This window comes from Chryseobacterium sp. Leaf201 (assembly GCF_001421435.1).
GTDB lineage: Bacteria > Bacteroidota > Bacteroidia > Flavobacteriales > Weeksellaceae > Chryseobacterium.
In genome coordinates this window covers 91,779-111,296 of sequence record NZ_LMKA01000090.1, presented here as the reverse complement: position 1 = coordinate 111,296, position 19,518 = coordinate 91,779, and the positions used below count along the sequence as shown (strand labels likewise).

Below are 19,518 nucleotides of genomic sequence, written 5' to 3'. Positions count from 1 at the left end.
AATATTCATAATATAATTATTGGCGGCAGAACACAAAATGATTTAGAGGAAAGTTATAAAAGACACAACTTTGAAACAAATTTTAATTTACCAATAAAACTAGAGTCATGGGATACATTTTATAGGAAACTCAGAAGAAAATAATATTAATCTGATAGCGCGACCGTCAAGCTTGTGTCTTAATTAAGAAGATATCTGATCTCGCGGATTTGTAATCCGTGAGAAATAACATATCAAGACAAATCCACCAGTTTCGGCAAAGAAATTTCCAAAGCATTGGCCAGTTCAAGCAGAGTATAAAGCGTAGGATTCACTTTCCCGTTCTCTAGTTTTTCAATGGCCTGACGGTCTTTATTACACGCACGGGCAAGATCAGACTGGCTCCAGCCCTTTTGCTCACGCAGCATGACAATATGCTTACCTAATTCTATCTTTAACTTATCTCTGGTCATGAGTCAAATGTCAGCTAATTTGTTGACAATTTTGTCATATAAAAGATTGACAGCTTAAAAATTTATTCTATCATTGTCATATAATTATATGACAATGATAAATTCAAGAAGACTTAAAATCCATACGAGATATCAAACGAGTACTTACAAAATGATAACAGTTCCTGAGATACGGCTCACAGGAAAATGGCTTGATAAACTGGGTTTCAAAAAGGGACAGATGGTGAACATAGAGCAAAAGAAAAATAAGCTTACAATAACTATTGATAAAGATCAGCATAAAAAAGATTAGTTGATATTAATCAATATCTAATTTGTTAATCATTTATTCAAAACGGGGGTGTTTTTAACTTCCGGAGCCCTCCGGTGGTCTGAAACAACTTGCAGGGAACTTCCGGAGGAATCATTTGATTACAAACAAGGGTTTTTGTAACTTCCGGAGTTCTCCCGTGGTCTCAAACAACCTGCAGGGAACTTCCGGAGGCGTCATTTGATTACAAACAGGGGTGTTGGTAATTTCCGGAGGTCTACGATGATACGAAACAGCCTGATAGAAGGCTTTGTGAATGCATAAGGAAATTAATTTACATTTAACTTTCATCATTCAGTTTTTGTGGTATCTTTAGCGCATCAAAATTAATAACAAGAAAACCAAAAAAACTAAGATGAAACTGAAACAGTTATTTCTATGTGTCCTTTATGCAGGACTTTTTCTCTTCCAATTATCGTGTAAAGACGAATTATCAGAGATTCAGAACGAAGAAGCTTTTAAAGCGGAAAAGAACAGTTCTTTATCCGCTCGTGAATTTTCCGGGGATTCTCTGATCCTGGAAAACCCGTATTCTACTGAAAATATGGCCAAGGCCCTTCAGAGAGTAAAATACAATAACCCGAAATACAGCTTTGGGAAATTCAATGTCCAGACCACGCACCTTTACCTTAAATTCAGCCCTGAAAATGAAGAACAGGTAAGCTTACTGAAAAGTGATTCTACCATGCATTATTTCGATTACAGGATGGATGCCGAATATAAAGAGGAATACCTGGCAAACAGAAGCCCGGATAAAGATTCTATCCCCGTATATTACACGGCAGTGCCCGTAGGAAAAACACTCCCTGCAGTAAAACATGAAGTTTTAAGCGAGCTCTACATTCCGGAGCAGGATCCTTATTTTTCTGATATTAAAGATAATGAAGAATATCAGGTAACAGACAGGGTTGAAAACAAGACAGACCTTTTCAACAATCTTTTATTTTCCGCCTATGAGCAGACCGGGAATGAGCAGGATCTGTTAACAGACAATGCAACGCCGGAAGCAAGATGGATTTTCGGGAGCAAATGGTATCCGAGCGGGAATATAAGGGTTCAGGACGATATCGCGGGAAGCAGGCCGGTAACCGGGGCACAGGTACTGATGAGACAGTGGTTTACTGTTGCTCAGGGAATTACAGATGGCAACGGAAACTTTTCAACTTCTTCCGTACGTGGAAAAGCAAGATACGTAATCCAGTGGGAAAGATACCATTACAGCGTAAGAGACGGTTCTTTTTTCCAGGCAGAAACCCATGGCCCGAATGTAAAGAAGCAGTCCTGGAGCATAAATTTAAATGGCGGCAAGGATGAATACCATGCACTCATACACCAGGCGGCCCATGATTTTTATTACGGATACCGTTTTGGTCTTATTTCCCCTCCGATGAATAATCATTTCTACAATTTCGGAAGGCAGTCACAGATTAAAATAGCAGGCAGACTGAGCAATTCCGGACCTCCGTCATCATATTCCCATATACGCAGCGAAATTTCATTTGGCTTATCTGCCCAGATACATATAAAAAATTATGGCAGCACTTCGGATCAGGTTTACGGAACTACAATACATGAGCTAAGCCACGCCCTGCATTCTGTTAAAGATCGTTTTTCCTATGATAATATTGTAAGAGACTCTTTCCTTTCCGGTGATTCACAGGTTAAAAACAGGAACCGCAGATTGCTGGAAAGCTGGCCGGTAGCTGTTGAAATTTTAATGACACTGGAAAGATACAGGGTAAGATATAACATTTCTAATTATTCAGTATATTCCACATTCCAAATAGTTAATTATCAAAACAGAACAATTGCTGCATCCAATCATTATACATCCGGAATTTATGATATGACGGACATGGTTGACCAAAGAAGGACATACGGATCTGCCTATCCTGTTGATCAGGTAAACGGATATACCATTAAGGAGCTGGAAAATGCTTTATCCGGTTCAAGATACTGGAACGATTACAGGGACAGGGTTAAGGCAATGTATCCTAACAAACCTACAAGACCTTTTGTTGACGATTTATTTGCTAACTGGCAAGATTAAATTTATTATGAAATTACTATCCATACTAATAACTGCCGGATTGTTAATGATCCAATGCGGAACAGATCAGGAAGAAACAAAATATTTTGATTACAGCATTAAAAATAACTCAGGCTCTAAGATTGATTTAGTTCCTTATTTTAACGGGCAGGCTAATTACAGCTTAAAGGTTTCCCTTGCCAAAGACGGTATCATAAATCTGAAAAAAGAAGTTAAGCCTCCTTACAATGACGGTTTACTGATGTCAAGCTTTTTTGTAACGCCTTCTTCCGGTCATTTAACCCAGGTAGAAGTAGTTTTTAACAATACAAAAAGAGTAATCTATCAGGAATGCACAGAAACCAATCAGTGCTTTAACCAGCCGAGGAACATTTTTAATCCTGTATATAATGATAAGGAAGTAGAAACCTATACCATCACTTCTGAAGACAGCCAGAATGCTACAGACTGTGGAGGAAACTGTTATTAAGTACATTGAAACCGCCTTTTAATAAGGTGGTTTCTTTTTTTTGGATTATAATTCCTGGTTAAATTATTATGAAATCACTATTATTATTAAGTCTCGGGTTCTTAATGATCCAATGCGGGACAGACCAAGGGGAAAGTATTGAATATACCTACAATATTTTAAACACATCAGGTAAAAATGTGAGGCTGATCCCTTATGTAAACGGTAATAAGGAACTGGAAAACTCAATAACTTTACCCAACAGCCAGACTTTTACCAAAAAGTACACATACACACCTTCCGGGGCTGCCGGATTTACCATGACCGGGTTATTTAATAAAACGGCGGTTGGAAGTATTACCCACATAGAAGTAGTTTTTGACAATACAAAAAGAGTGATCTATCAGGAATGCACGGAAACCAATCAGTGCTTCAATCAGCCAAGGAACATTTTTAATCCTGTATATAATGATAAGGAGGTGGAAACCTATACCGTCACTTCTGAAGACAGCCAGAATGCTACAGATTGTGGAGGAAACTGTTATTAAGTCAGTGGGAAAAAATTATAAAAACGCATATGGGTTTACAGGAAAATTTATAACTTTCAAATGATTATTCCCCGCCGGCACGAGCGTCACGCTCGTGCCTCATCACTACAAGAAGGACCGATCTCAAAACCCCACAACTGTGACTTCAGGAGCGCGCGTGGACGAGAACCTGAAAGAATTATAGACAAAACTGAAAAGTTTGCTCCTATTTTTTGCTTTTGCCATTCTTCCACTTCAAATTTTTGGTTAAGTTTGCGCTATAGAAAATATCGGTTTTGCTCCATCTTTCTTTGACTCAAATTTTTGAAAGCCTGCATTAGTCCATACTCTTCTGTGATATAACTCAATAAAAATTAATAACAAAAATGAAATTTACCACTACGATCGCTGCCATTTTTCTTTCAACAGCATCTCTAACTGCACAAAATGCTCAAACAAGCAAATCTGTAGAAATTATCGAAAAATCAATTCAGGCTCAGGGCGGAAAACAGGTGTTAGAAAATATCAAAACATTATACACTAAATCAGAAACCGTAATGGATGGCAGAAATGTTTTCTGGATTACCAAAGAAATGGCTCCCAATAAGGGAAGTTTTGAAATTGAATACCAGGGAAGAATTGTTTATAAATCTTTTTATGATGGAAAAACGGGATATAATGTGGTTAACGGGCAAAAAAAAGTTGCTGATCAGGAAGAGTTCAAAGACAAAAATTACCGCCGTCACATTATAAATTCCTTGGACTATATTGATCCTACGCTTTATACATTAGAATATATTGGAGAAGAAAAAGCCAATAACAAAAACTGCGATAAAATTCAAGCTACCCTAAGCAATGGAAAAGTGACCTATTTATATTATGATAAGACATCAAATCTTTTGGTAAAATCCGAAGTCGTTAAAAATCCTGAAAAAGATTCTTTCTCAGTTACGCTCTATGATGATTATAAAAAATTCGGGGACTTAATTTATGAGACTAAAGATACATTTGTATCTGAAGATGGCAATCAGGCCATTAAAATTGTTGATGTATATTATAACAAAAAGATCAACGAAAGTGACTTTAAATAATTATAATGCTGGCCCGCCGGTGCGGGGGTTGTACTCATGCCTCGTCAATACAGGGAAAATCATCTCACAAATGTAATTTCAGAAGATTATTCCCAACTTTTATTAATAACATAAATATTGAAAACAAATGGATCCATCAGCAAAAAACAATGTTCCCAACAGCGTTGAGATTATTGATGATCATCTTGATCAGTTCTTTGACGAGAACGAGGACATTGTTGTATTTGACGAAATTAAATCTGAAATCATCCACAGGGATATTTTTTTTATCAAAGCAAATGATAACAGGCCTTATCATATTCTTTTAAGCTGTGGGATGAGTGCTTTGCCGATGTCGGTTCCTGAGGATACAGACTCCTCTCAGTTCGCTGAACTCGTAATTTTACTGCCTAAAGAATGGAATTTGGAATATGAATCCTTCAGTGATGAGAAAAATTACTGGCCGATCAGGCTGATGAAGGAGATCATGATGTCTCCGCATATAAATAAAACCTGGTTTGGTTTTGGCCATACTTACGGATTTGAAGATGATAAGGAATTTGCAGAAGAGATCGGGTTTAACTCAATTATGCTGGCTCATTCTATGGAATTATCGGAAGAATTTACTTGTATTGAACTGGCGGATGAGAATACAATTGATATCTATACCATGATTCCGCTCTATAAAGAAGAACTCGAATTCAAGAAAAAGAACGGTGCCATGGATCTGCTTGAATTATTTGACAAATTTGGTATTGAAGAAATAATAAAAGTAGGAAGGAAAAATGTATGTAAATAAGATTATATGAAAGAATACACATTACCTTATTTCGGTAAATTATCAACAAAGAATCTGGAAGAATATTATAGTGTTAGTATAGACTTTAATGGCCATGAAATTCAGATCGATCTTAATTTTGAAAACAAAAATACCGAAACCTTTCAGTTGGATAAAGTAAAAAGCTATCTGGAAAATATTGACAAGTTTAATGAACTGAATAAAACATACCTATCAGACGACTATAATGATGAAGAGGGAGATACTGTAAAATTTTATATAGAACATCATCTTGAAGAAGTTGAGAAAGATGAACTTTCAGCACTGATCAACTTTGATGACCCGACACTTGGCCCGGAACAACAGCTTTTGAAAAAAATAGAATTGGTAAGAATAGGACTTTATCCCGACAGTGAAGATAATTTTGCCATTTTAGATTATTCAATTGGAGAAGATTTAACCAATTACTTGGTTGTCATAAATACAGATGAAAACGGGCAACTGGATTATATGACAATGGAAAGTTAGAATAAAACTCCAATAGCAGGCTTTATTAATTTGAAAGATAACTTAAGAATCATTCTGTTTTCCAGAATGGTTTTTTTATTTTTATAACTGTAAAAAAGTGAATAAGGCATGAAGAACCTAGAAGCAAAAATTGATGAAGCATTCAGAGAGACATTCCTCCTTCCGAGGGAAACTACAGTTACCAATTTCCTGACCGATGTGTTAAGTTCCAAATACCAGTTTCGGGAAGATGACCGGAAAATTGAGGTGATCAGCCTGTATTATTATGCTGCCAGTCCGTTAAGCTTTTTATTTGCCCTCCCGAATTATGAGTATTATTCCCCGGACAAAACAGTTATGATGGCAGAACTGCATCTAAAAGAACATGGGTTTGAAGATTATACCTCTATTGATGTTCAGGAAATGTGCAAAAAAGTTCTGGATGACAACAACATCAATTATGCGGCGCATGCTGATGAAAATGACCTGCCGGACCTCTCCAATTACTGGGAAAACCAGTCCGGACTGGAAATTGATTTCCTGACGAAATGCTGGAAAAAAGCAAAAGAACAGACCCGCTCCAAAACACTCGGATTTTTAGAATCTTCGGATGCCGGAGGCGGGCTGTATGATCTGGATAACGGATTTAACATTCCTTTTGAGATTGAGCTGGATGAATACCTGCAGTCTCACGGTTTCAGTTTTCAAAAAGAAATGTAGAATTATTATAACGGGAAATCTTTAATTTTAAAAATAAAAATATGAATCCAACAGCACAGCAATATAAAACAGGACTAAAAAAAGCCTATTACGAAAACCAGGCACAGGAATCCTGGGATCACTTTGAAAAGATCAAACACGGAGCAGCAAAAGAGAATATTGAAAAACTCACCGGGATATTTCCGGATATTCCGGATGCGCTGGTAAGCCTGCTGAACGATGTGGACGGAACCTACTGGCGGGAATATGAAGGTGAAGAAATTGCTTTTTATATGCTCGGCTCCGATATGGAAGAATATCCTTATTACCTTCTGTCATCCGCACAAATGATTGAAAACCATGATATAGCCGTTAAATATTATTCGGATTATATTGAGCGGGAATATGAAGAAGTGGAGATTGACGAAAAAATTACCGATACCGCAAAAGACCTGAAGTGGCTTCACTTTTCAGACTGTGCGAACAATGGCGGAACCTCACAGCTGTTCATCGATTTCAGTCCGTCTGAAAAAGGAACAAAGGGCCAGATTGTAAGGTTTCTGCATGACCCGGATGAGTTCAGCGTTATTGCAGACAGCTTTGAAGATTATTTACAGATGCTGATGGATAAAGAGTATGACTTTATCAATGAAGATGTGCTTGAATAGAAACAATGGCTACTCCCCTCTTTACTTTCCTTCATGAAAAAGCATAGGATTCATTTTTCCATTTCCATTTTTCAATGGCTTGACCCTCTTTATTGCAGGCATGGACAATATAGGATTGGCTCCAGCCCTTTTCCTCACGCAGCAAGACAATACGCTTACTCAATTCTATCTTTACTTATTTCTGATCATTAACAAAATAACTTTTGATTGTCAGTTGATAATATTTATCAATTACCTGTTGACACCAACAACTCCCGGATATCCACTTTCAGAAATTTAGATATTTCATAAAGCGTTTCAACAGAAGGTTGGACTTCATTGGTACACCAACGCGAAATGGTTGATTCGGTTTTCCCTAAATGGCTGGCTAGATCCTTACTGGTTTTGTTTTTTTCAGCTAAGACAGATTTTATTCTATTTAAATTTACTTTCGACACGTAATTATTAACTTCTCCTGCAAATATCGTAAAATTCTAAAGACTTGAAAATCATGCACAAACAACAATAATTATAATTTCATGCGTTATATATTGCATTTAAATATAATTAATTATATTTTTGAATCAATTAATTATAATTATGGAACAAGAAAAAAAATTTCAGCATAAGAAAGACCGGCATCTAAAAGTATATGGAAAATATGCTGATTGTGTTAATTCCTGGCGCCCTAACATACTTCCTGAAATACGGCTATGCGGTAAATGGCTGAAGGATATCGGCTTTGAGCACGGACAGACCATTAAAGTGCAACAGAGAAAAAATAAAATAACCATTACTCTTGATCAACAAAAAAAGGGTAACTGAATTATCAGTATCTGGATTTATTGATTAATTATGTTTGTAAGTTCCGGAGCTCTATTAAACGATTCATTTTATGTATTTAAAATTTAGTTTAATCCACAAGAAGATGGAGAAAACAGTAAATGAAAACCTCGGGTTGCATTCTATAAGCCGCAAGCCGGATCATATAAACTTGCTTAACTCCACTCTGCAAGGTAATATTATACCTTATTTCAGGATCATGTTCATATCTGAATTCCAATATTTTACGGCAACCACAGCAATTATTGACAAACTGAAAATATAATTCGGTACCACAGCAGCTTTTCTCTATCTTTAAACAAAAATTTTTATGAGAAAAACTTTACTGTTTTTAATCGCTGCATCCGGTATGGTATCAGCACAAACCACCATTACCAAAGCTTTTAATGACCCTGTGACCGGAGAAAGCGTAAGCTACTTGGGCGTAACAGGAACCCCGGATAACTCTGCTACCGGACAGAACACTACTTTTCAGAACGGTTCTCTGATATTCGGAGGAGCATCCTCAACCGTATATTCCACGCCTACGGCAAGCGAAATCTCCACTTTCCCGAATTCTACCCTGAAGATGACCGGCAGCGGGAATACCGTATTTTACAAACAGACAGCCTCCAAGCTGGAAATCACCGGCCTGGTAACATCTGATGCTACGCTGAATTTATCTGTAAACAACGGCACTTTTATCAGCTACCCTACCCAATACACCACTGTTACAGAAACAGACCAGGCACAGGGAACATTTTCGTCAACTGCAGCAAGCGGGCTTTGCAAGGGATCCATCACGATCAATCCTAATGCTTCAGGAACCCTTATTCTGGGATCATCCACTTTTACCAATGTGTTGCGGGTAAAATCCGTTCAGAATTTCAACCTTCACTTACCGAATGATACAAATTTTGTATTTCCGATAGGCACCATTATCAATACATCTTACTCTTATTACAGCAGCACCAGGAAATTTCCTTTACTCACAACGATCCAGACGGTAGTTAATGTTCCTTTTGCAGGCATCAATAACCAGACAACCGATGGAGCACAGGCACTCAGTGCAGCGTTATTATCAACCGGGGATCTTGCAGTTAAAAAGCAGGGCCTGAAAATTTACCCGAATCCGGCTCAGGATTTTATCGAATTTAAAGGCGAGACAGGAAATTATTCAACGGCAAAAATTTACAGCCTGGACGGAAAACTGATCAAAACTTCTGATCTGAAATCCGGAAAAGTGCAGGTGTCTGACCTTCCGCCTTCCTCTTATTTCATTGAAGTTTCAGGGAAAGACCAGAAGCCGGAAGCTTCCAAATTTATCAAAAAATAAAATTTATATTTAATCTTAATCATAAATCTGCCCGGAATTTCTTCTGAGCGGATTTTTTTACGACTTTTGTTTAAAAGCCACATGTCAAAACTTTCACTTTTATTTTATTTGTTTTTGTCTGTTTCTATTTTTGCATGTAAATGTGAAACTTTAAGCCTTGAAAAGTCATTTGAAAATGCAGATATTGTTTTTACCGGCAATATTTATTCTATAAAGCAAACACCTTCGGGATTTAAAACGCTGCAGAATTTTATAAGCAGTATAAAGATTGAAAAAGTTTTTAAATCTGGTGAATTTAGCGGTTTTTATCAGGACGAAGCCACTTTATTATCATCTCAGATCCAGTCATGTGATTACATGTTTAACAGAAAAGGCAAATTTCTGATTTTCGGATATATTGATTCTGATACAGGTTTTATTTATTCTGACATCTGTTTTTCAACAGCAGAACTGGACATATTTAGTTCAGATGAGTTAAAGCAGCTTGATAAATTAAGCGAAAATTTCAAACGAGAATCAGAAATAAAAAACAATGAAAGTGAATATGTAAAAGTGAAGAGTCTGATTGAAAATTCTCCGGATCATATTATTAATGATTTAAATTTAAAAATAAATATCTTAGAATCTGAAAATAAAAATTTGAAAATAATTATTTTACTACTCGGAAGTATTTTTCTTTTAGTGATAATTCTTTTAGTCGTAAAAGTAAATATCAGATTAAAAGGTAAATCCGCCCGGAAATTTTTCTGAGCGGATTTTTTATTTAACGGCATTGAATTTTAAAATGTTGCAGCCGGCGCCGTCGAATTATTCAGTTTCTTCTGGAGATCCGTTTTTTTGCCTTTTGAGAAATCATAGCTGAAACCTAAGACAAACATAGATCTGTTATTCATGATCCGGTTCACACGGCTGTAATCTACCAGGCTTTCCGGTAAGCTTTTGGTCTTGTATTCTGAAGGCATCCCGATCCAGTACATCCCGGCCGTTAAAGTCCATTCTTTCTTTTTATAACTGGCAAAAACATGGTTCTGGTTTTCATTGGTGGTTAAAAAAGCGCCGTTCAGGGTGTACACCGGAATATTCAGCTGATACTGCAGGCTGAACGATTTATATTCCGATGACAGGACAAGATTATTCGCCAGGTAATTATTCTTAATCAAAGCGCCGCTGCTTGTTCTGATGGTTTCGGTGGCTGGTGTCAGATTAAGTTTAGCGACCAGAAGGCTGTTCCCGAAAGGCTTGTAGGAACCTGACAGCTGCACCCCGAGCTGCTGTGAATTTTTAGCATTTTCATACGTCAGGGCGTACCCGAAGTTTTCATCCGAAACATAATACTGATTGATGGTCCGGTCCGTGTATCTGTAAAATACATTGGCATTAAAATCAAAATATTTATTGTTGAATGAATAAATGAAATTATTGGCAAATATCTGCTGGGATTTTAAAAACGGGTTTCCTTTCTGCACGACATTCGGAGCCATCTGTACAATATTACTGCTTAATGCTGCACTCCACGGACTTACCGGACGGTAGCTGCTCGTTAAACGGAGACTCTGATTGTCCTTCAGCTGATAACCCAGGATTAATTTTGGCGTAAAAGACCATTGGTCAAAAGTATTTTCGGCACTTTTATTATGGATGTTCGTGAGACCTGCTCCGATTCTGTAGCTGAATTTCCTGATCTTTCCTGAAAATTCACTGTAAAAATACTGCTCCAGATAATTGACGCTGTACGCTGAAAAACCGGCCAGATTCTGAAGGTCATTCGAGATATTGGTATTGGAAACCCTGTATCCCGAAGCCAGTTTCCCGGCTTCAAAAGTATGCGTATGCGCAAGCTCCCCCACAATTCCGGTCTGCATGGTTTCAAGGTTCATGTCATTATCAAAAACAGGAGCTCCTGAAGAAATTACCCATTCTTTGGCCAGTTCTGCTGTATTGGTTTTAAAGCTTGAGCCGACGATATTGATGCTGAATTCATCCTTTGTACCCATATTTTTAGAAAAATATAAATCTAAAGTCGGTGTCGTGTAACCGGAAGATCCGTTTTTCAGCATGGCATGTTCTTCGGTCAGGTTATCTTTTGTAAAAATACTCCGTCCGTTTCCTTTGATAAAACTCGTAAAGATATCCATATCCATTTTCGCCTGAAAAGCGTAATGGTCCGGAACCATCCTGGTGTACCGCAATGCAATATTCTGGGAAGTGTACCCGAAATGGTCTGTCTTGTTTTCATCTGTCCGGTAATGGCTGCCTTCCAGCTGATAATTATAGATACTGTGTACTTTCCTGTTATTATAATCTCTTAAATTAATCGAATATTCCAGTCCGAGGTTATTTTTCCCTTTGGTAAAACTGGCATATGCTGTTCCGTTTACAAAGCCTGTGTTCAGGGCAGCACTTACATCGGAACCAAAAACATAACCCGTCTCTGAAGAACGCGTAATCAGGTTTACCACAACATCCGCTCTTGTGGCCCATCTCGCCGGAGGAATATCGTAATATTCCACTTTTATCACTTCAGAAGGCGCAACGCTGCGCATCTGCATATCCGTGGCTTCAATCCCGTTGATTAAAAACAGTGTTGTTCCGCCTTTTGTGCTTTTCAATGTGTTGCCGACCGGATCAATCTGCAGTTCCGGCAAGGTCTGCAGCAAATCCCTTGCAAAACGGGCTTTTTCCAATGCTTCCTTATCGAAAGTATAGACCGCTCTGTCTGCAAATTGTTTTTTCCGCTGTGCTTTTAAAATAACTTCCTGAATCTCTGCCGTCCCGGTTTTTTCAATGGTATCATTCTTTACATTTTCCTGTGAGAACACCAATATTCCACAAAGGAAAAGGACAGAACATATCGTTTTTTTCATTTTTACAAATTGAATCCTACCAATAATGACAGGTGATACACTCTGTTTATTACATCAGTTTTGAATTTAAAAATTTCTGTTTAATGATAAACAGTCTGTTAACAGAAATTTATTTTTTCACCTTGGTGTGTATTTGTCGTTTCTTTTGCCCGTTTTTTGCTGCTACCAAAATACACAAGACAAAAATATGACCTTATGAAAAAATACTTTATTCTCATTCCGTGTTTTATTTTTTCTGCCGTTAATGCGCAGGAATCAGCAGATCCCCCATCGGAAAAAATGAACATCATCAAAACGAATGTTACGGCTTATGCCTTCAGGAATATCAATCTTTCCTACGAAAGGGCTTTCACTGAGTGGTTTTCCCTGAATATGGGATTCGGTGCCATGCCGGAAGGAAAAGTCCCGTTTATCAATTCTTTTTTAAAGGATGAAGATGAGCGTAGGTTTCAGAACCTTGAAATAAAATCCTTTAACTTTACTATTGAACCGCGTTTTTACCTAGGTGCAGGTTACGGAAGAGGTTTCTATATTGCGCCTTATTACCGGTATTCCAAAATAACATCCAATACCTTTGATTTCTATTACGATTATACGTTCAGCGGAACAACTTTCCAAATCCCGCTGAAAGGCAACGGAACAACAAACGGAAACAGTGGCGGGGTGATGGTCGGCGTACAGTTTTTCTTAACCAGCAGCCGGAATTTAGTGCTTGACCTGTGGATTGCCGGAGCCCATTACGGAGCCGGAAAAGGTGATTTCACCATGACCAGTGATGTAGTGCTGACTCCCGATATGCAGGCGCAGCTGAAACGCGAGATAGAAAACCTGGATGTTCCGTATGTTAATTATACAGTGGAAACCAATGCCAGCGGAGCCCGGGTGATGATTGACGGCCCGTGGATCGGCTTCAGAAGCGGACTGTCTTTAGGGTATCGATTTTAAAAAATTTACCTGAACATCTATAAAAAACGCGCGGCTCAGAAATCTGAGCCGCGCTTTCTATTTTTAATGATAGGCTTGCTTAAATTTTGCAATAATGTTGTCCAGATTATGCCTCTGAACATATACGCTCTTCACATCTTCGTACCTTGGCGACTTGTAGAATACTTCATGGAAATCCATGCTTCCATTTCCTACTTTTACCACATCCTGTACTTCAATATTCAACTTTCTGAGTTCGTCTTTAAAAACCTGAAATTCATCTTGTATATTCTTCATCTATATTTTTGGATTTTAATTAATATAATCAACATCAAACATCTTACCAAATTCTGTCTGTATTGTATGATTTTACCATAAAGGTAATGAATTTATTCATACAAATATAACAGTTTGTTAACATTTAATTAATATTGACTACAAATTCCATGCAAATTATTCATTCATATTAATGTTTTTTACTATTTAAAATTGTTAAAATACTCACCGGATAAGGAATAACAGGCTGTTTAAAAAGAAAAACGCCTTTATACAGACGTTTTCCATGACATTGTAATTTCTTTTAAATTGACGCTTTAATAAAAAAAAGCAGCCTGAAAATTTTCAGACTGCTTTTTATATTTAGGGTATCAGAAATTATTTTCTTTCTTCAGCGTCCAATTCCACTTCATGCCTCAGCTGGGCTTTATAAAGCGTTGCATAATAGCCGTTTTTATCCAGAAGTTCAAGATGCTTTCCTTCTTCCACAATCTTACCATGCTCCATTACAATAATTTTATCTGCTTTTTCAATGGTTGAAAGACGGTGGGCAATGATAATCGATGTCCGGTTCTGGGTAATTTTTTCCGTGGCCCGCTGGATCAGCTTCTCGCTTTCGTGGTCGATAGAAGATGTAGCTTCATCCAGGATTAAAATTTTAGGATCAGATAAATATGCCCTCAGGAAAGACAGCAGTTGTCTCTGCCCGAGAGAAATGGAAGATCCCCGTTCACTTACCACATAATCATATCCTCCGGGAAGGCTTTCAATAAACTCATCCACTTCAATTTCCTTTGCCCCGGCTTTTATGTGTTCCAGGGTAATGCTTTCATCCCCGAATGCCAGATTTTCAAAAATACTTCCGTGGAAAAGGAATACATCCTGCAGCACTACTCCGATATGGCTTCTCAGACAATATAATTCATAGTCTTTCAGGTCTACATCATCAATCAGGATATTTCCGGAATTGATATCATACAATCTGGTGATCAGGCTTATAATCGTTGATTTTCCGGCTCCTGTAGCGCCCACGATGGCAACTGTTTCTCCCGGATTTACTTTAAAATCAATCCCTTTCAGGACTTCCTGTTTTTCATCATAAGCAAAATGCACCTTCTTAAATTCTATTTTCCCGTCAAAATGGTCCTTCTGAACAGTACCGGTATTCGGCATTGAATTTTCTTCATCCATCAGGCCCAATACCCGCTCCGCTCCTACAATTCCTCTCTGGATATTATTGAAACGGTCTGCAATCTGCCTCAAAGGACGGATCAGCATTGAAATGTACTGGATGAATGCAATCACTACCCCTGCACTGATGGTAATATAGCCGCCGTAGAAAAGAATAAACCCGATAAACAGAGAAGAAATCAGTTCCACAACCGGAAAGAACAGGGAAAAGATGAAAACCGTTCTCAGCAATGCGTCTTTTAGCGTAATATTGATATCATCAAACTTTTTGAATTCAGATTCCTGCCTGTTGAACACCTGGATAATCGGCATTCCCGCAAGCCGTTCCTGAACAAATGAGTTCTGGTTGGACGTCCAGTTCCTTTCATCCCCGAAAGCTTTTTTAAGCCTTTTCTGGAAGAACCTTGTAATCAGGACCATCAAAGGCAAAATAGCCAGTGTGATATAACTTAAGTGAACATTCGTATTGAACATCATCACCAGTACAAAAGCAATCCTCAGCACATCCCCGAATACCATCAGGAAACCGTCTGTATATACTGTGGCAATGGTTTCCACATCCCCGACAGCCCGCGTAACCAGCTGCCCGATCGGCGTTTTATCGAAGAATGAAGTTTTAAAATAGATCAGCTTGTTGTAGAGGCGCTGCCTGATATCCCGGATTACATTCTGTGAAATATAATTGGAAAAATATACCAGAAAGAAGTTTAAAACGGTTTCGGCAAACACCAGCCCTACTAAGATGTAGATGTGCTTCATCATGAGGGCCTTATCCTGAAGCTTGGTGATATCATTATCCACCACTTCCATGGTAAGGTACGGCCTGTAGGTAGAAACCATGGCCAGTATAATGGAGATAATCAGTGTAAGGATGAACCAGGACCGGAATTTCATCCCGATAAAGAACAGCCTTTTTACAATTCCCCAGGTATCTTGTTGTTTCATTGTATGAATTGAAGAAAGAATTAAAATAAAATGCTTTGCAAAAATAAGACTTTATAAATTGCCAGCCTTTACAACGGGGTTAATTCCTCATAGAAAAATACAGATTGCCGTTATTTACAGTATAGATGGTTTTTAGGCATAACATAAATTTCTTTTTCCAAAAAGTTATGCTGTCCGGATAGCTTTGTATCCTTCGCAGTTAATGTTAAATTGTTTAACGGTTCTTAATTAGATTCTACCAAACCTGATGAATAATCAGAACTCATAGCCTACATCCACCAGGAACAGGCCGTGCGCCGGTGCAGAAGTCCCTGCGGAATTCCGGTGCTTGTCTTCAATGACTTTACGTAAATCTTCCGGTTTTATTTTTTCAAGACCGATTTCAACCATAGTCCCCACAATGGCCCTTACCATATTGCGTAAGAAACGGTTGGCTGATACCGTGAATTTAAGTTCGCTTCCCTGCTGTTCCCATTCTGCTTTGTAAATTTTACAGATATTGGTCTTGTTATCGGTTTTCAGCTTGGCGAAACTTGTAAAATCTTTATATTCAAATAAAATCTTACAGGCTTCGTTCATTTTATCCAGGTCAAGACCTCTTTTCCAGTGCTGCCATGCAGATTCCTGGGTAAAAGGGTTTTTGTCCAGTGAAATATAATATTCATAGGTCCTGTACGTCGCATCAAAACGGGCATGGAAATCATCTTTTACCTTAAAGATTCTCTTCACTGAAATATCAGGAGGAAGAAAGCTGTTCAGCTTCCGGGAAAGGGCTTCATCCGGTGCTGTTACACTATCAAAATGGGCAAACATCTTTTTTGCATGTACACCGGTGTCGGTTCTTCCTGCGCCTGTGGTTTTGATTTCTTCCCTCAGAATCGTGGAAAGTGCTTTCTCCAGTTCTTCCTGCACGGAAACTGCATCCGGCTGTACCTGGTAGCCGAAATAATTTTTACCGTTGTAGGAAAATTCAATACAATATCTCAATGCCGTATAATAAGGCACAAAAATATCCAATTAATCCTCATCATGCACATAATTTTTTAAATAATTATACAAAATCAGCTACCATAACGCCCCAAATCCCTGTGAAAATTCTTATTTTTGTAAGGTATGAAAAGATGGTATCTCTATCCTTTTTCTTTGGGTTATCACATGGTAACGGGTATCCGGAATACCCTGTATGACCTGAGAATTTTTAAATCAACATCATTCAGGACCCCGATCATCTGCGTCGGGAATCTTTCTGTGGGCGGCAGCGGAAAATCCCCGATGGTGATGTACCTGGCCCAGTTTTTAGCCAAACATTACAAAACGGGGGTGCTTTCCAGAGGATACGGGAGGCTGACAAAAGGCTATGCGGTTACTAACTATGAAAGCAACTACAAAACTGTGGGCGATGAAGCCATGCAGCTTTTTGAGCGTTTTAAAAACCGTTTTGTGATTGCCGTTTCAGAAGAAAGGGTTCCGGGAGCTAAAAAAGTAATTGAAGATATGGATCTGGATGTACTGGTGCTTGATGATGCCATGCAGCACAGGGCCATCAGTCCCGGATTCAATATTATGATGACGGATTTCAATGATCCTTATTTTAAAGACCATCTTCTGCCGGCCGGCGACCTCAGGGAATCCCGGACGGGCGTAAAGCGCGCAGATATCATCATGGTAAGCAAATGCCCTGATGAACTTACAGAAGAAACCAAGCAATATTATATTTCGAGAATCCGGCCGGGACGCAGCCAAAAGGTGTTCTTCTCTTCCATCGGTTATGACGAAAATGTATACGGAAAAGAGAAGATGCTTCCTGACAACAACCTCAATTATTATGATATTCTTCTGATTACGGGAATTGCCAATCCAAAACCCCTGCTGGCCCATCTTGCCAAGTTTTCACAAAGGGTGAAGCATTTGAAGTTCAGGGACCATCATAATTTTTCTGATGCCGATATCAAGGAGATTATTGCGGAATATAAAAAGTTGGGAGAATATAAATTAATCCTAACCACCGAAAAAGACTACGTCCGGCTGAAAAGCTTCGATTACCTCAGGGATCTGGTTTATTACTGGCCGATCAATGTAATCATCGACAAAAAGGAAGAGTTCAACCAAATTATCCTGGATTATGTTAGAAAAAATTAAAGAGACCGCCGGATTTATTGAAAGCATTATTAAGGATACTCCTGATTTTGCCGTTGTTCTGGGTTCCGGGCTCGGCAAGCTGCAGGATGAGGTGGAAGCTATCCATACCCTGGAATACAGCGATATTCCCAATTTCCCGCAGACCACTGTTACCGGCCACAGCGGAAAACTGATTTACGGAATGCTGGAAGGTAAAAAGGTACTGATGATGAGCGGCCGCTTTCACTATTATGAAGGCCATTCGATGGAAACCGTTGTTTTTCCGATCAGGGTCTTTCATTTGCTGGGCATTAAGAACCTTATTCTTTCCAACGCTTCAGGCGGCGTAAATCCTGATTACCGTATTGCCGATATTGCAATTGTAAAAGACCACATCAACATGATGCCGGAACATCCGCTAAGGGGCAGGAATATTGATGATTTCGGCCCACGATTTGTCGATATGAGTGAACCTTACAACAGAAAGATGATTTCGGCAGCCGAACAGGTAGCTGCTGAAAATAATATTAAAATCCATCAGGGAATTTACGTGGCTTTACAGGGCCCGACTTTTGAAACCCCTGCAGAATACGGAATGATCAAAGCCATCGGCGGCGATATGGTCGGGATGAGTACGGTTCCTGAAGTAATCGTAGCCAGGCATATGGCAATGGATGTTTTCTGCATTTCAGTGATTACCGATCTGGGCGGGCCGGACATTGCGTTTTCCGTCTCCCATGAAGAAGTGCTGAATGCCGCCAACAAAGCGATGCCGAATGTGATTACGGTGGTGAAAGGTCTGTTAAAAACGTATCAGCCTCTTTCATAGAAATCTTCGATATGATCAATTTTACTAATTCACCTGAATTCAGTCTTCAATTGCATTTCATTGTTTAGATTTGCATAAAATGAAACTGAAAAAATGAAAAAGTTACTGTTACTTTTAATGATGGGAATTTTTGGGTTGGGCTGTTCGCAGCAGGCACCAAAAGTCCTGAAAACAGGCTTTTCTGAAGAAGCCCTGAACCAGAAACTGGAAGATGAAGAAGGGAAAAGCATATCCATCCAACAGATTCTGGATCAGCATAAAGGAAAAGTGGTGGTGATTGATTTCTGGGCCGGCTGGTGCAGAGACTGCCTTAAAGCCCTCCCGAAAGCTAAAGAACTGGAAGAACACAATAAGAATATTGATTTTGTATTCCTTTCCCTGGACCGCTCAAAAGAAGGTTTCGACAAAAACCTGGAACGGTTTGAAATGAAGGATAAAGAAAATTACTGGTTTGCCACAGGCTGGAAAAATGATTTCAATAACTATGTTGACCTGAACTGGATTCCAAGATACATGGTGATCGATCAGAAATCCGCCATTGCAAAATACTACGCCATTTCTCCGGAAGACCCGGAAATCCAGGCTGCGATTGATCAGCTTTTAAAATAGCATAACCACGACATAGGAAATAGAGACGTTAAAAAGATTCTACTGTCTGAGCATAGCCTGCATGTTGAATAAAGAACAACTTTTGATTTGCGTGGGTTTTTAGAATTATTAGAGAA

At 38.7% G+C, this 19,518-nt stretch carries 22 protein-coding genes; 16 read left to right on the top strand and 6 right to left on the bottom strand.

Features of this window, described 5'->3' with window-relative positions; genetic code table 11:
- Positions 1 to 233: 233 nt before the first annotated feature.
- Complete coding sequence (locus tag ASE55_RS14055; RefSeq protein WP_056220815.1) at positions 234 to 452, bottom strand: helix-turn-helix domain-containing protein; 219 nt, start codon at positions 450 to 452, stop codon at positions 234 to 236.
- A gap of 88 nt (positions 453 to 540) precedes the next feature.
- Here ASE55_RS14055 and ASE55_RS20785 point away from each other — a divergent pair, with 88 nt between their 5' ends.
- From ASE55_RS20785 to ASE55_RS14010, 9 genes are all read left to right on the top strand, one after another.
- Positions 541 to 744 carry a SymE family type I addiction module toxin gene (locus tag ASE55_RS20785; protein WP_317041558.1) on the top strand — a complete coding sequence of 68 codons (204 nt, stop codon included), beginning with the start codon at positions 541 to 543 and terminating at the stop codon, positions 742 to 744.
- Positions 745 to 1,117: 373 nt separating this feature from the next.
- Positions 1,118 to 2,812 carry a hypothetical protein gene (locus ASE55_RS14045; protein ID WP_056220811.1) on the top strand — a complete coding sequence of 565 codons (1,695 nt, stop codon included), beginning with the start codon at positions 1,118 to 1,120 and terminating at the stop codon, positions 2,810 to 2,812.
- Between the two features lie 7 nt (positions 2,813 to 2,819).
- The gene (locus ASE55_RS14040; protein ID WP_128414581.1) at positions 2,820 to 3,281 is read left to right on the top strand and encodes a hypothetical protein; all 462 of its coding nucleotides are present in this window, start codon (positions 2,820 to 2,822) and stop codon (positions 3,279 to 3,281) included.
- A 68-nt stretch (positions 3,282 to 3,349) separates the two neighbouring features.
- Positions 3,350 to 3,808: a hypothetical protein gene (locus tag ASE55_RS14035; protein WP_128414580.1), complete on the top strand. Its 459-nt coding sequence runs from the start codon at positions 3,350 to 3,352 to the stop codon at positions 3,806 to 3,808.
- A gap of 365 nt (positions 3,809 to 4,173) precedes the next feature.
- On the top strand, positions 4,174 to 4,878 hold the full coding sequence (locus tag ASE55_RS14030) for a hypothetical protein (protein ID WP_056220802.1): 705 nt from the start codon (positions 4,174 to 4,176) through the stop codon (positions 4,876 to 4,878).
- A gap of 127 nt (positions 4,879 to 5,005) precedes the next feature.
- On the top strand, positions 5,006 to 5,656 hold the full coding sequence (locus tag ASE55_RS14025; RefSeq protein WP_056220799.1) for a suppressor of fused domain protein: 651 nt from the start codon (positions 5,006 to 5,008) through the stop codon (positions 5,654 to 5,656).
- Between the two features lie 6 nt (positions 5,657 to 5,662).
- The gene (locus ASE55_RS14020) at positions 5,663 to 6,163 is read left to right on the top strand and encodes a DUF2004 domain-containing protein (protein ID WP_056220796.1); all 501 of its coding nucleotides are present in this window, start codon (positions 5,663 to 5,665) and stop codon (positions 6,161 to 6,163) included.
- 108 nt (positions 6,164 to 6,271) lie between these two features.
- Positions 6,272 to 6,862, top strand: a complete 591-nt coding sequence (locus tag ASE55_RS14015) for a hypothetical protein (RefSeq protein ID WP_056220793.1) — start codon at positions 6,272 to 6,274, stop codon at positions 6,860 to 6,862.
- Positions 6,863 to 6,903: 41 nt separating this feature from the next.
- Positions 6,904 to 7,509, top strand: coding sequence for an SMI1/KNR4 family protein (locus tag ASE55_RS14010; RefSeq protein WP_056220790.1), 606 nt, complete (start codon positions 6,904 to 6,906; stop codon positions 7,507 to 7,509).
- Between the two features lie 227 nt (positions 7,510 to 7,736).
- Here the strand turns inward: ASE55_RS14010 and ASE55_RS14005 are convergent, their stop codons facing one another.
- On the bottom strand, positions 7,737 to 7,946 hold the full coding sequence (locus ASE55_RS14005) for a helix-turn-helix transcriptional regulator (RefSeq protein WP_056220787.1): 210 nt from the start codon (positions 7,944 to 7,946) through the stop codon (positions 7,737 to 7,739).
- A 142-nt stretch (positions 7,947 to 8,088) separates the two neighbouring features.
- Here ASE55_RS14005 and ASE55_RS14000 point away from each other — a divergent pair, with 142 nt between their 5' ends.
- From ASE55_RS14000 to ASE55_RS20160, 3 genes are all read left to right on the top strand, one after another.
- Positions 8,089 to 8,313, top strand: a complete 225-nt coding sequence (locus ASE55_RS14000; RefSeq protein WP_056220784.1) for a SymE family type I addiction module toxin — start codon at positions 8,089 to 8,091, stop codon at positions 8,311 to 8,313.
- A 328-nt stretch (positions 8,314 to 8,641) separates the two neighbouring features.
- The gene (locus ASE55_RS13990) at positions 8,642 to 9,646 is read left to right on the top strand and encodes a T9SS type A sorting domain-containing protein (RefSeq protein WP_056220778.1); all 1,005 of its coding nucleotides are present in this window, start codon (positions 8,642 to 8,644) and stop codon (positions 9,644 to 9,646) included.
- A 357-nt stretch (positions 9,647 to 10,003) separates the two neighbouring features.
- The gene (locus ASE55_RS20160; RefSeq protein ID WP_128414579.1) at positions 10,004 to 10,396 is read left to right on the top strand and encodes a hypothetical protein; all 393 of its coding nucleotides are present in this window, start codon (positions 10,004 to 10,006) and stop codon (positions 10,394 to 10,396) included.
- 29 nt (positions 10,397 to 10,425) lie between these two features.
- Here the strand turns inward: ASE55_RS20160 and ASE55_RS13980 are convergent, their stop codons facing one another.
- Positions 10,426 to 12,510, bottom strand: coding sequence for an outer membrane beta-barrel protein (locus ASE55_RS13980; protein WP_056220774.1), 2,085 nt, complete (start codon positions 12,508 to 12,510; stop codon positions 10,426 to 10,428).
- A gap of 195 nt (positions 12,511 to 12,705) precedes the next feature.
- On the opposite strand from ASE55_RS13980, the gene ASE55_RS13975 reads away from it, so the two are divergent.
- Entirely contained in the window at positions 12,706 to 13,455 is a 750-nt protein-coding gene (locus ASE55_RS13975; RefSeq protein ID WP_056220771.1) for a DUF3575 domain-containing protein, read from the top strand.
- Between the two features lie 63 nt (positions 13,456 to 13,518).
- Here the strand turns inward: ASE55_RS13975 and ASE55_RS13970 are convergent, their stop codons facing one another.
- From ASE55_RS13970 to truA, 3 genes are all read right to left on the bottom strand, one after another.
- A complete protein-coding gene (locus tag ASE55_RS13970) occupies positions 13,519 to 13,731 on the bottom strand; it encodes a hypothetical protein (RefSeq protein ID WP_056220768.1) in 213 nt (70 codons plus the stop codon).
- Between the two features lie 357 nt (positions 13,732 to 14,088).
- Positions 14,089 to 15,846: an ABC transporter ATP-binding protein gene (locus ASE55_RS13965; RefSeq protein ID WP_056220765.1), complete on the bottom strand. Its 1,758-nt coding sequence runs from the start codon at positions 15,844 to 15,846 to the stop codon at positions 14,089 to 14,091.
- Between the two features lie 255 nt (positions 15,847 to 16,101).
- Positions 16,102 to 16,833, bottom strand: a complete 732-nt coding sequence (truA, locus tag ASE55_RS13960) for a tRNA pseudouridine(38-40) synthase TruA (RefSeq protein WP_056220839.1) — start codon at positions 16,831 to 16,833, stop codon at positions 16,102 to 16,104.
- A gap of 126 nt (positions 16,834 to 16,959) precedes the next feature.
- On the opposite strand from truA, the gene lpxK reads away from it, so the two are divergent.
- The 3 genes from lpxK to ASE55_RS13945 all read left to right on the top strand — a co-directional run bounded on the left by lpxK (position 16,960) and on the right by ASE55_RS13945 (position 19,402).
- Complete coding sequence (gene lpxK, locus ASE55_RS13955) at positions 16,960 to 17,985, top strand: tetraacyldisaccharide 4'-kinase (RefSeq protein WP_056220762.1); 1,026 nt, start codon at positions 16,960 to 16,962, stop codon at positions 17,983 to 17,985.
- On the top strand, positions 17,969 to 18,793 hold the full coding sequence (locus ASE55_RS13950) for a purine-nucleoside phosphorylase (RefSeq protein WP_056220759.1): 825 nt from the start codon (positions 17,969 to 17,971) through the stop codon (positions 18,791 to 18,793). Before lpxK ends, ASE55_RS13950 begins: the two co-directional genes overlap by 17 nt.
- Positions 18,794 to 18,886: 93 nt before the next feature.
- Positions 18,887 to 19,402 (top strand): TlpA family protein disulfide reductase, encoded by a 516-nt coding sequence (locus ASE55_RS13945; RefSeq protein ID WP_056220756.1) that lies wholly within the window; start codon positions 18,887 to 18,889, stop codon positions 19,400 to 19,402.
- The last annotated feature ends 116 nt before the right edge of the window (positions 19,403 to 19,518 follow it).

Bases quoted from the DNA above. Each gene is read 5' to 3' on its own strand.
- ASE55_RS13950 (WP_056220759.1), top strand. From the start codon at position 17,969: ATGTTAGAAAAAATTAAAGAGACCGCCGGATTTATTGAAAGCATTATT.
- ASE55_RS13990 (WP_056220778.1), top strand. From the start codon at position 8,642: ATGAGAAAAACTTTACTGTTTTTAATCGCTGCATCCGGTATGGTATCA.
- ASE55_RS14000 (WP_056220784.1), top strand. From the start codon at position 8,089: ATGGAACAAGAAAAAAAATTTCAGCATAAGAAAGACCGGCATCTAAAA.
- ASE55_RS13970 (WP_056220768.1), bottom strand. From the start codon at position 13,731: ATGAAGAATATACAAGATGAATTTCAGGTTTTTAAAGACGAACTCAGA.
- ASE55_RS14045 (WP_056220811.1), top strand. From the start codon at position 1,118: ATGAAACTGAAACAGTTATTTCTATGTGTCCTTTATGCAGGACTTTTT.
- ASE55_RS20785 (WP_317041558.1), top strand. From the start codon at position 541: ATGACAATGATAAATTCAAGAAGACTTAAAATCCATACGAGATATCAA.
- ASE55_RS14015 (WP_056220793.1), top strand. From the start codon at position 6,272: ATGAAGAACCTAGAAGCAAAAATTGATGAAGCATTCAGAGAGACATTC.
- ASE55_RS14025 (WP_056220799.1), top strand. From the start codon at position 5,006: ATGGATCCATCAGCAAAAAACAATGTTCCCAACAGCGTTGAGATTATT.
- ASE55_RS14020 (WP_056220796.1), top strand. From the start codon at position 5,663: ATGAAAGAATACACATTACCTTATTTCGGTAAATTATCAACAAAGAAT.
- ASE55_RS14030 (WP_056220802.1), top strand. From the start codon at position 4,174: ATGAAATTTACCACTACGATCGCTGCCATTTTTCTTTCAACAGCATCT.
- ASE55_RS20160 (WP_128414579.1), top strand. From the start codon at position 10,004: ATGTTTAACAGAAAAGGCAAATTTCTGATTTTCGGATATATTGATTCT.
- ASE55_RS14010 (WP_056220790.1), top strand. From the start codon at position 6,904: ATGAATCCAACAGCACAGCAATATAAAACAGGACTAAAAAAAGCCTAT.
- ASE55_RS14055 (WP_056220815.1), bottom strand. From the start codon at position 452: ATGACCAGAGATAAGTTAAAGATAGAATTAGGTAAGCATATTGTCATG.
- ASE55_RS13980 (WP_056220774.1), bottom strand. From the start codon at position 12,510: ATGAAAAAAACGATATGTTCTGTCCTTTTCCTTTGTGGAATATTGGTG.
- ASE55_RS13975 (WP_056220771.1), top strand. From the start codon at position 12,706: ATGAAAAAATACTTTATTCTCATTCCGTGTTTTATTTTTTCTGCCGTT.
- ASE55_RS14040 (WP_128414581.1), top strand. From the start codon at position 2,820: ATGAAATTACTATCCATACTAATAACTGCCGGATTGTTAATGATCCAA.
- ASE55_RS14035 (WP_128414580.1), top strand. From the start codon at position 3,350: ATGAAATCACTATTATTATTAAGTCTCGGGTTCTTAATGATCCAATGC.
- ASE55_RS13945 (WP_056220756.1), top strand. From the start codon at position 18,887: ATGAAAAAGTTACTGTTACTTTTAATGATGGGAATTTTTGGGTTGGGC.
- lpxK (WP_056220762.1), top strand. From the start codon at position 16,960: ATGAAAAGATGGTATCTCTATCCTTTTTCTTTGGGTTATCACATGGTA.
- ASE55_RS13965 (WP_056220765.1), bottom strand. From the start codon at position 15,846: ATGAAACAACAAGATACCTGGGGAATTGTAAAAAGGCTGTTCTTTATC.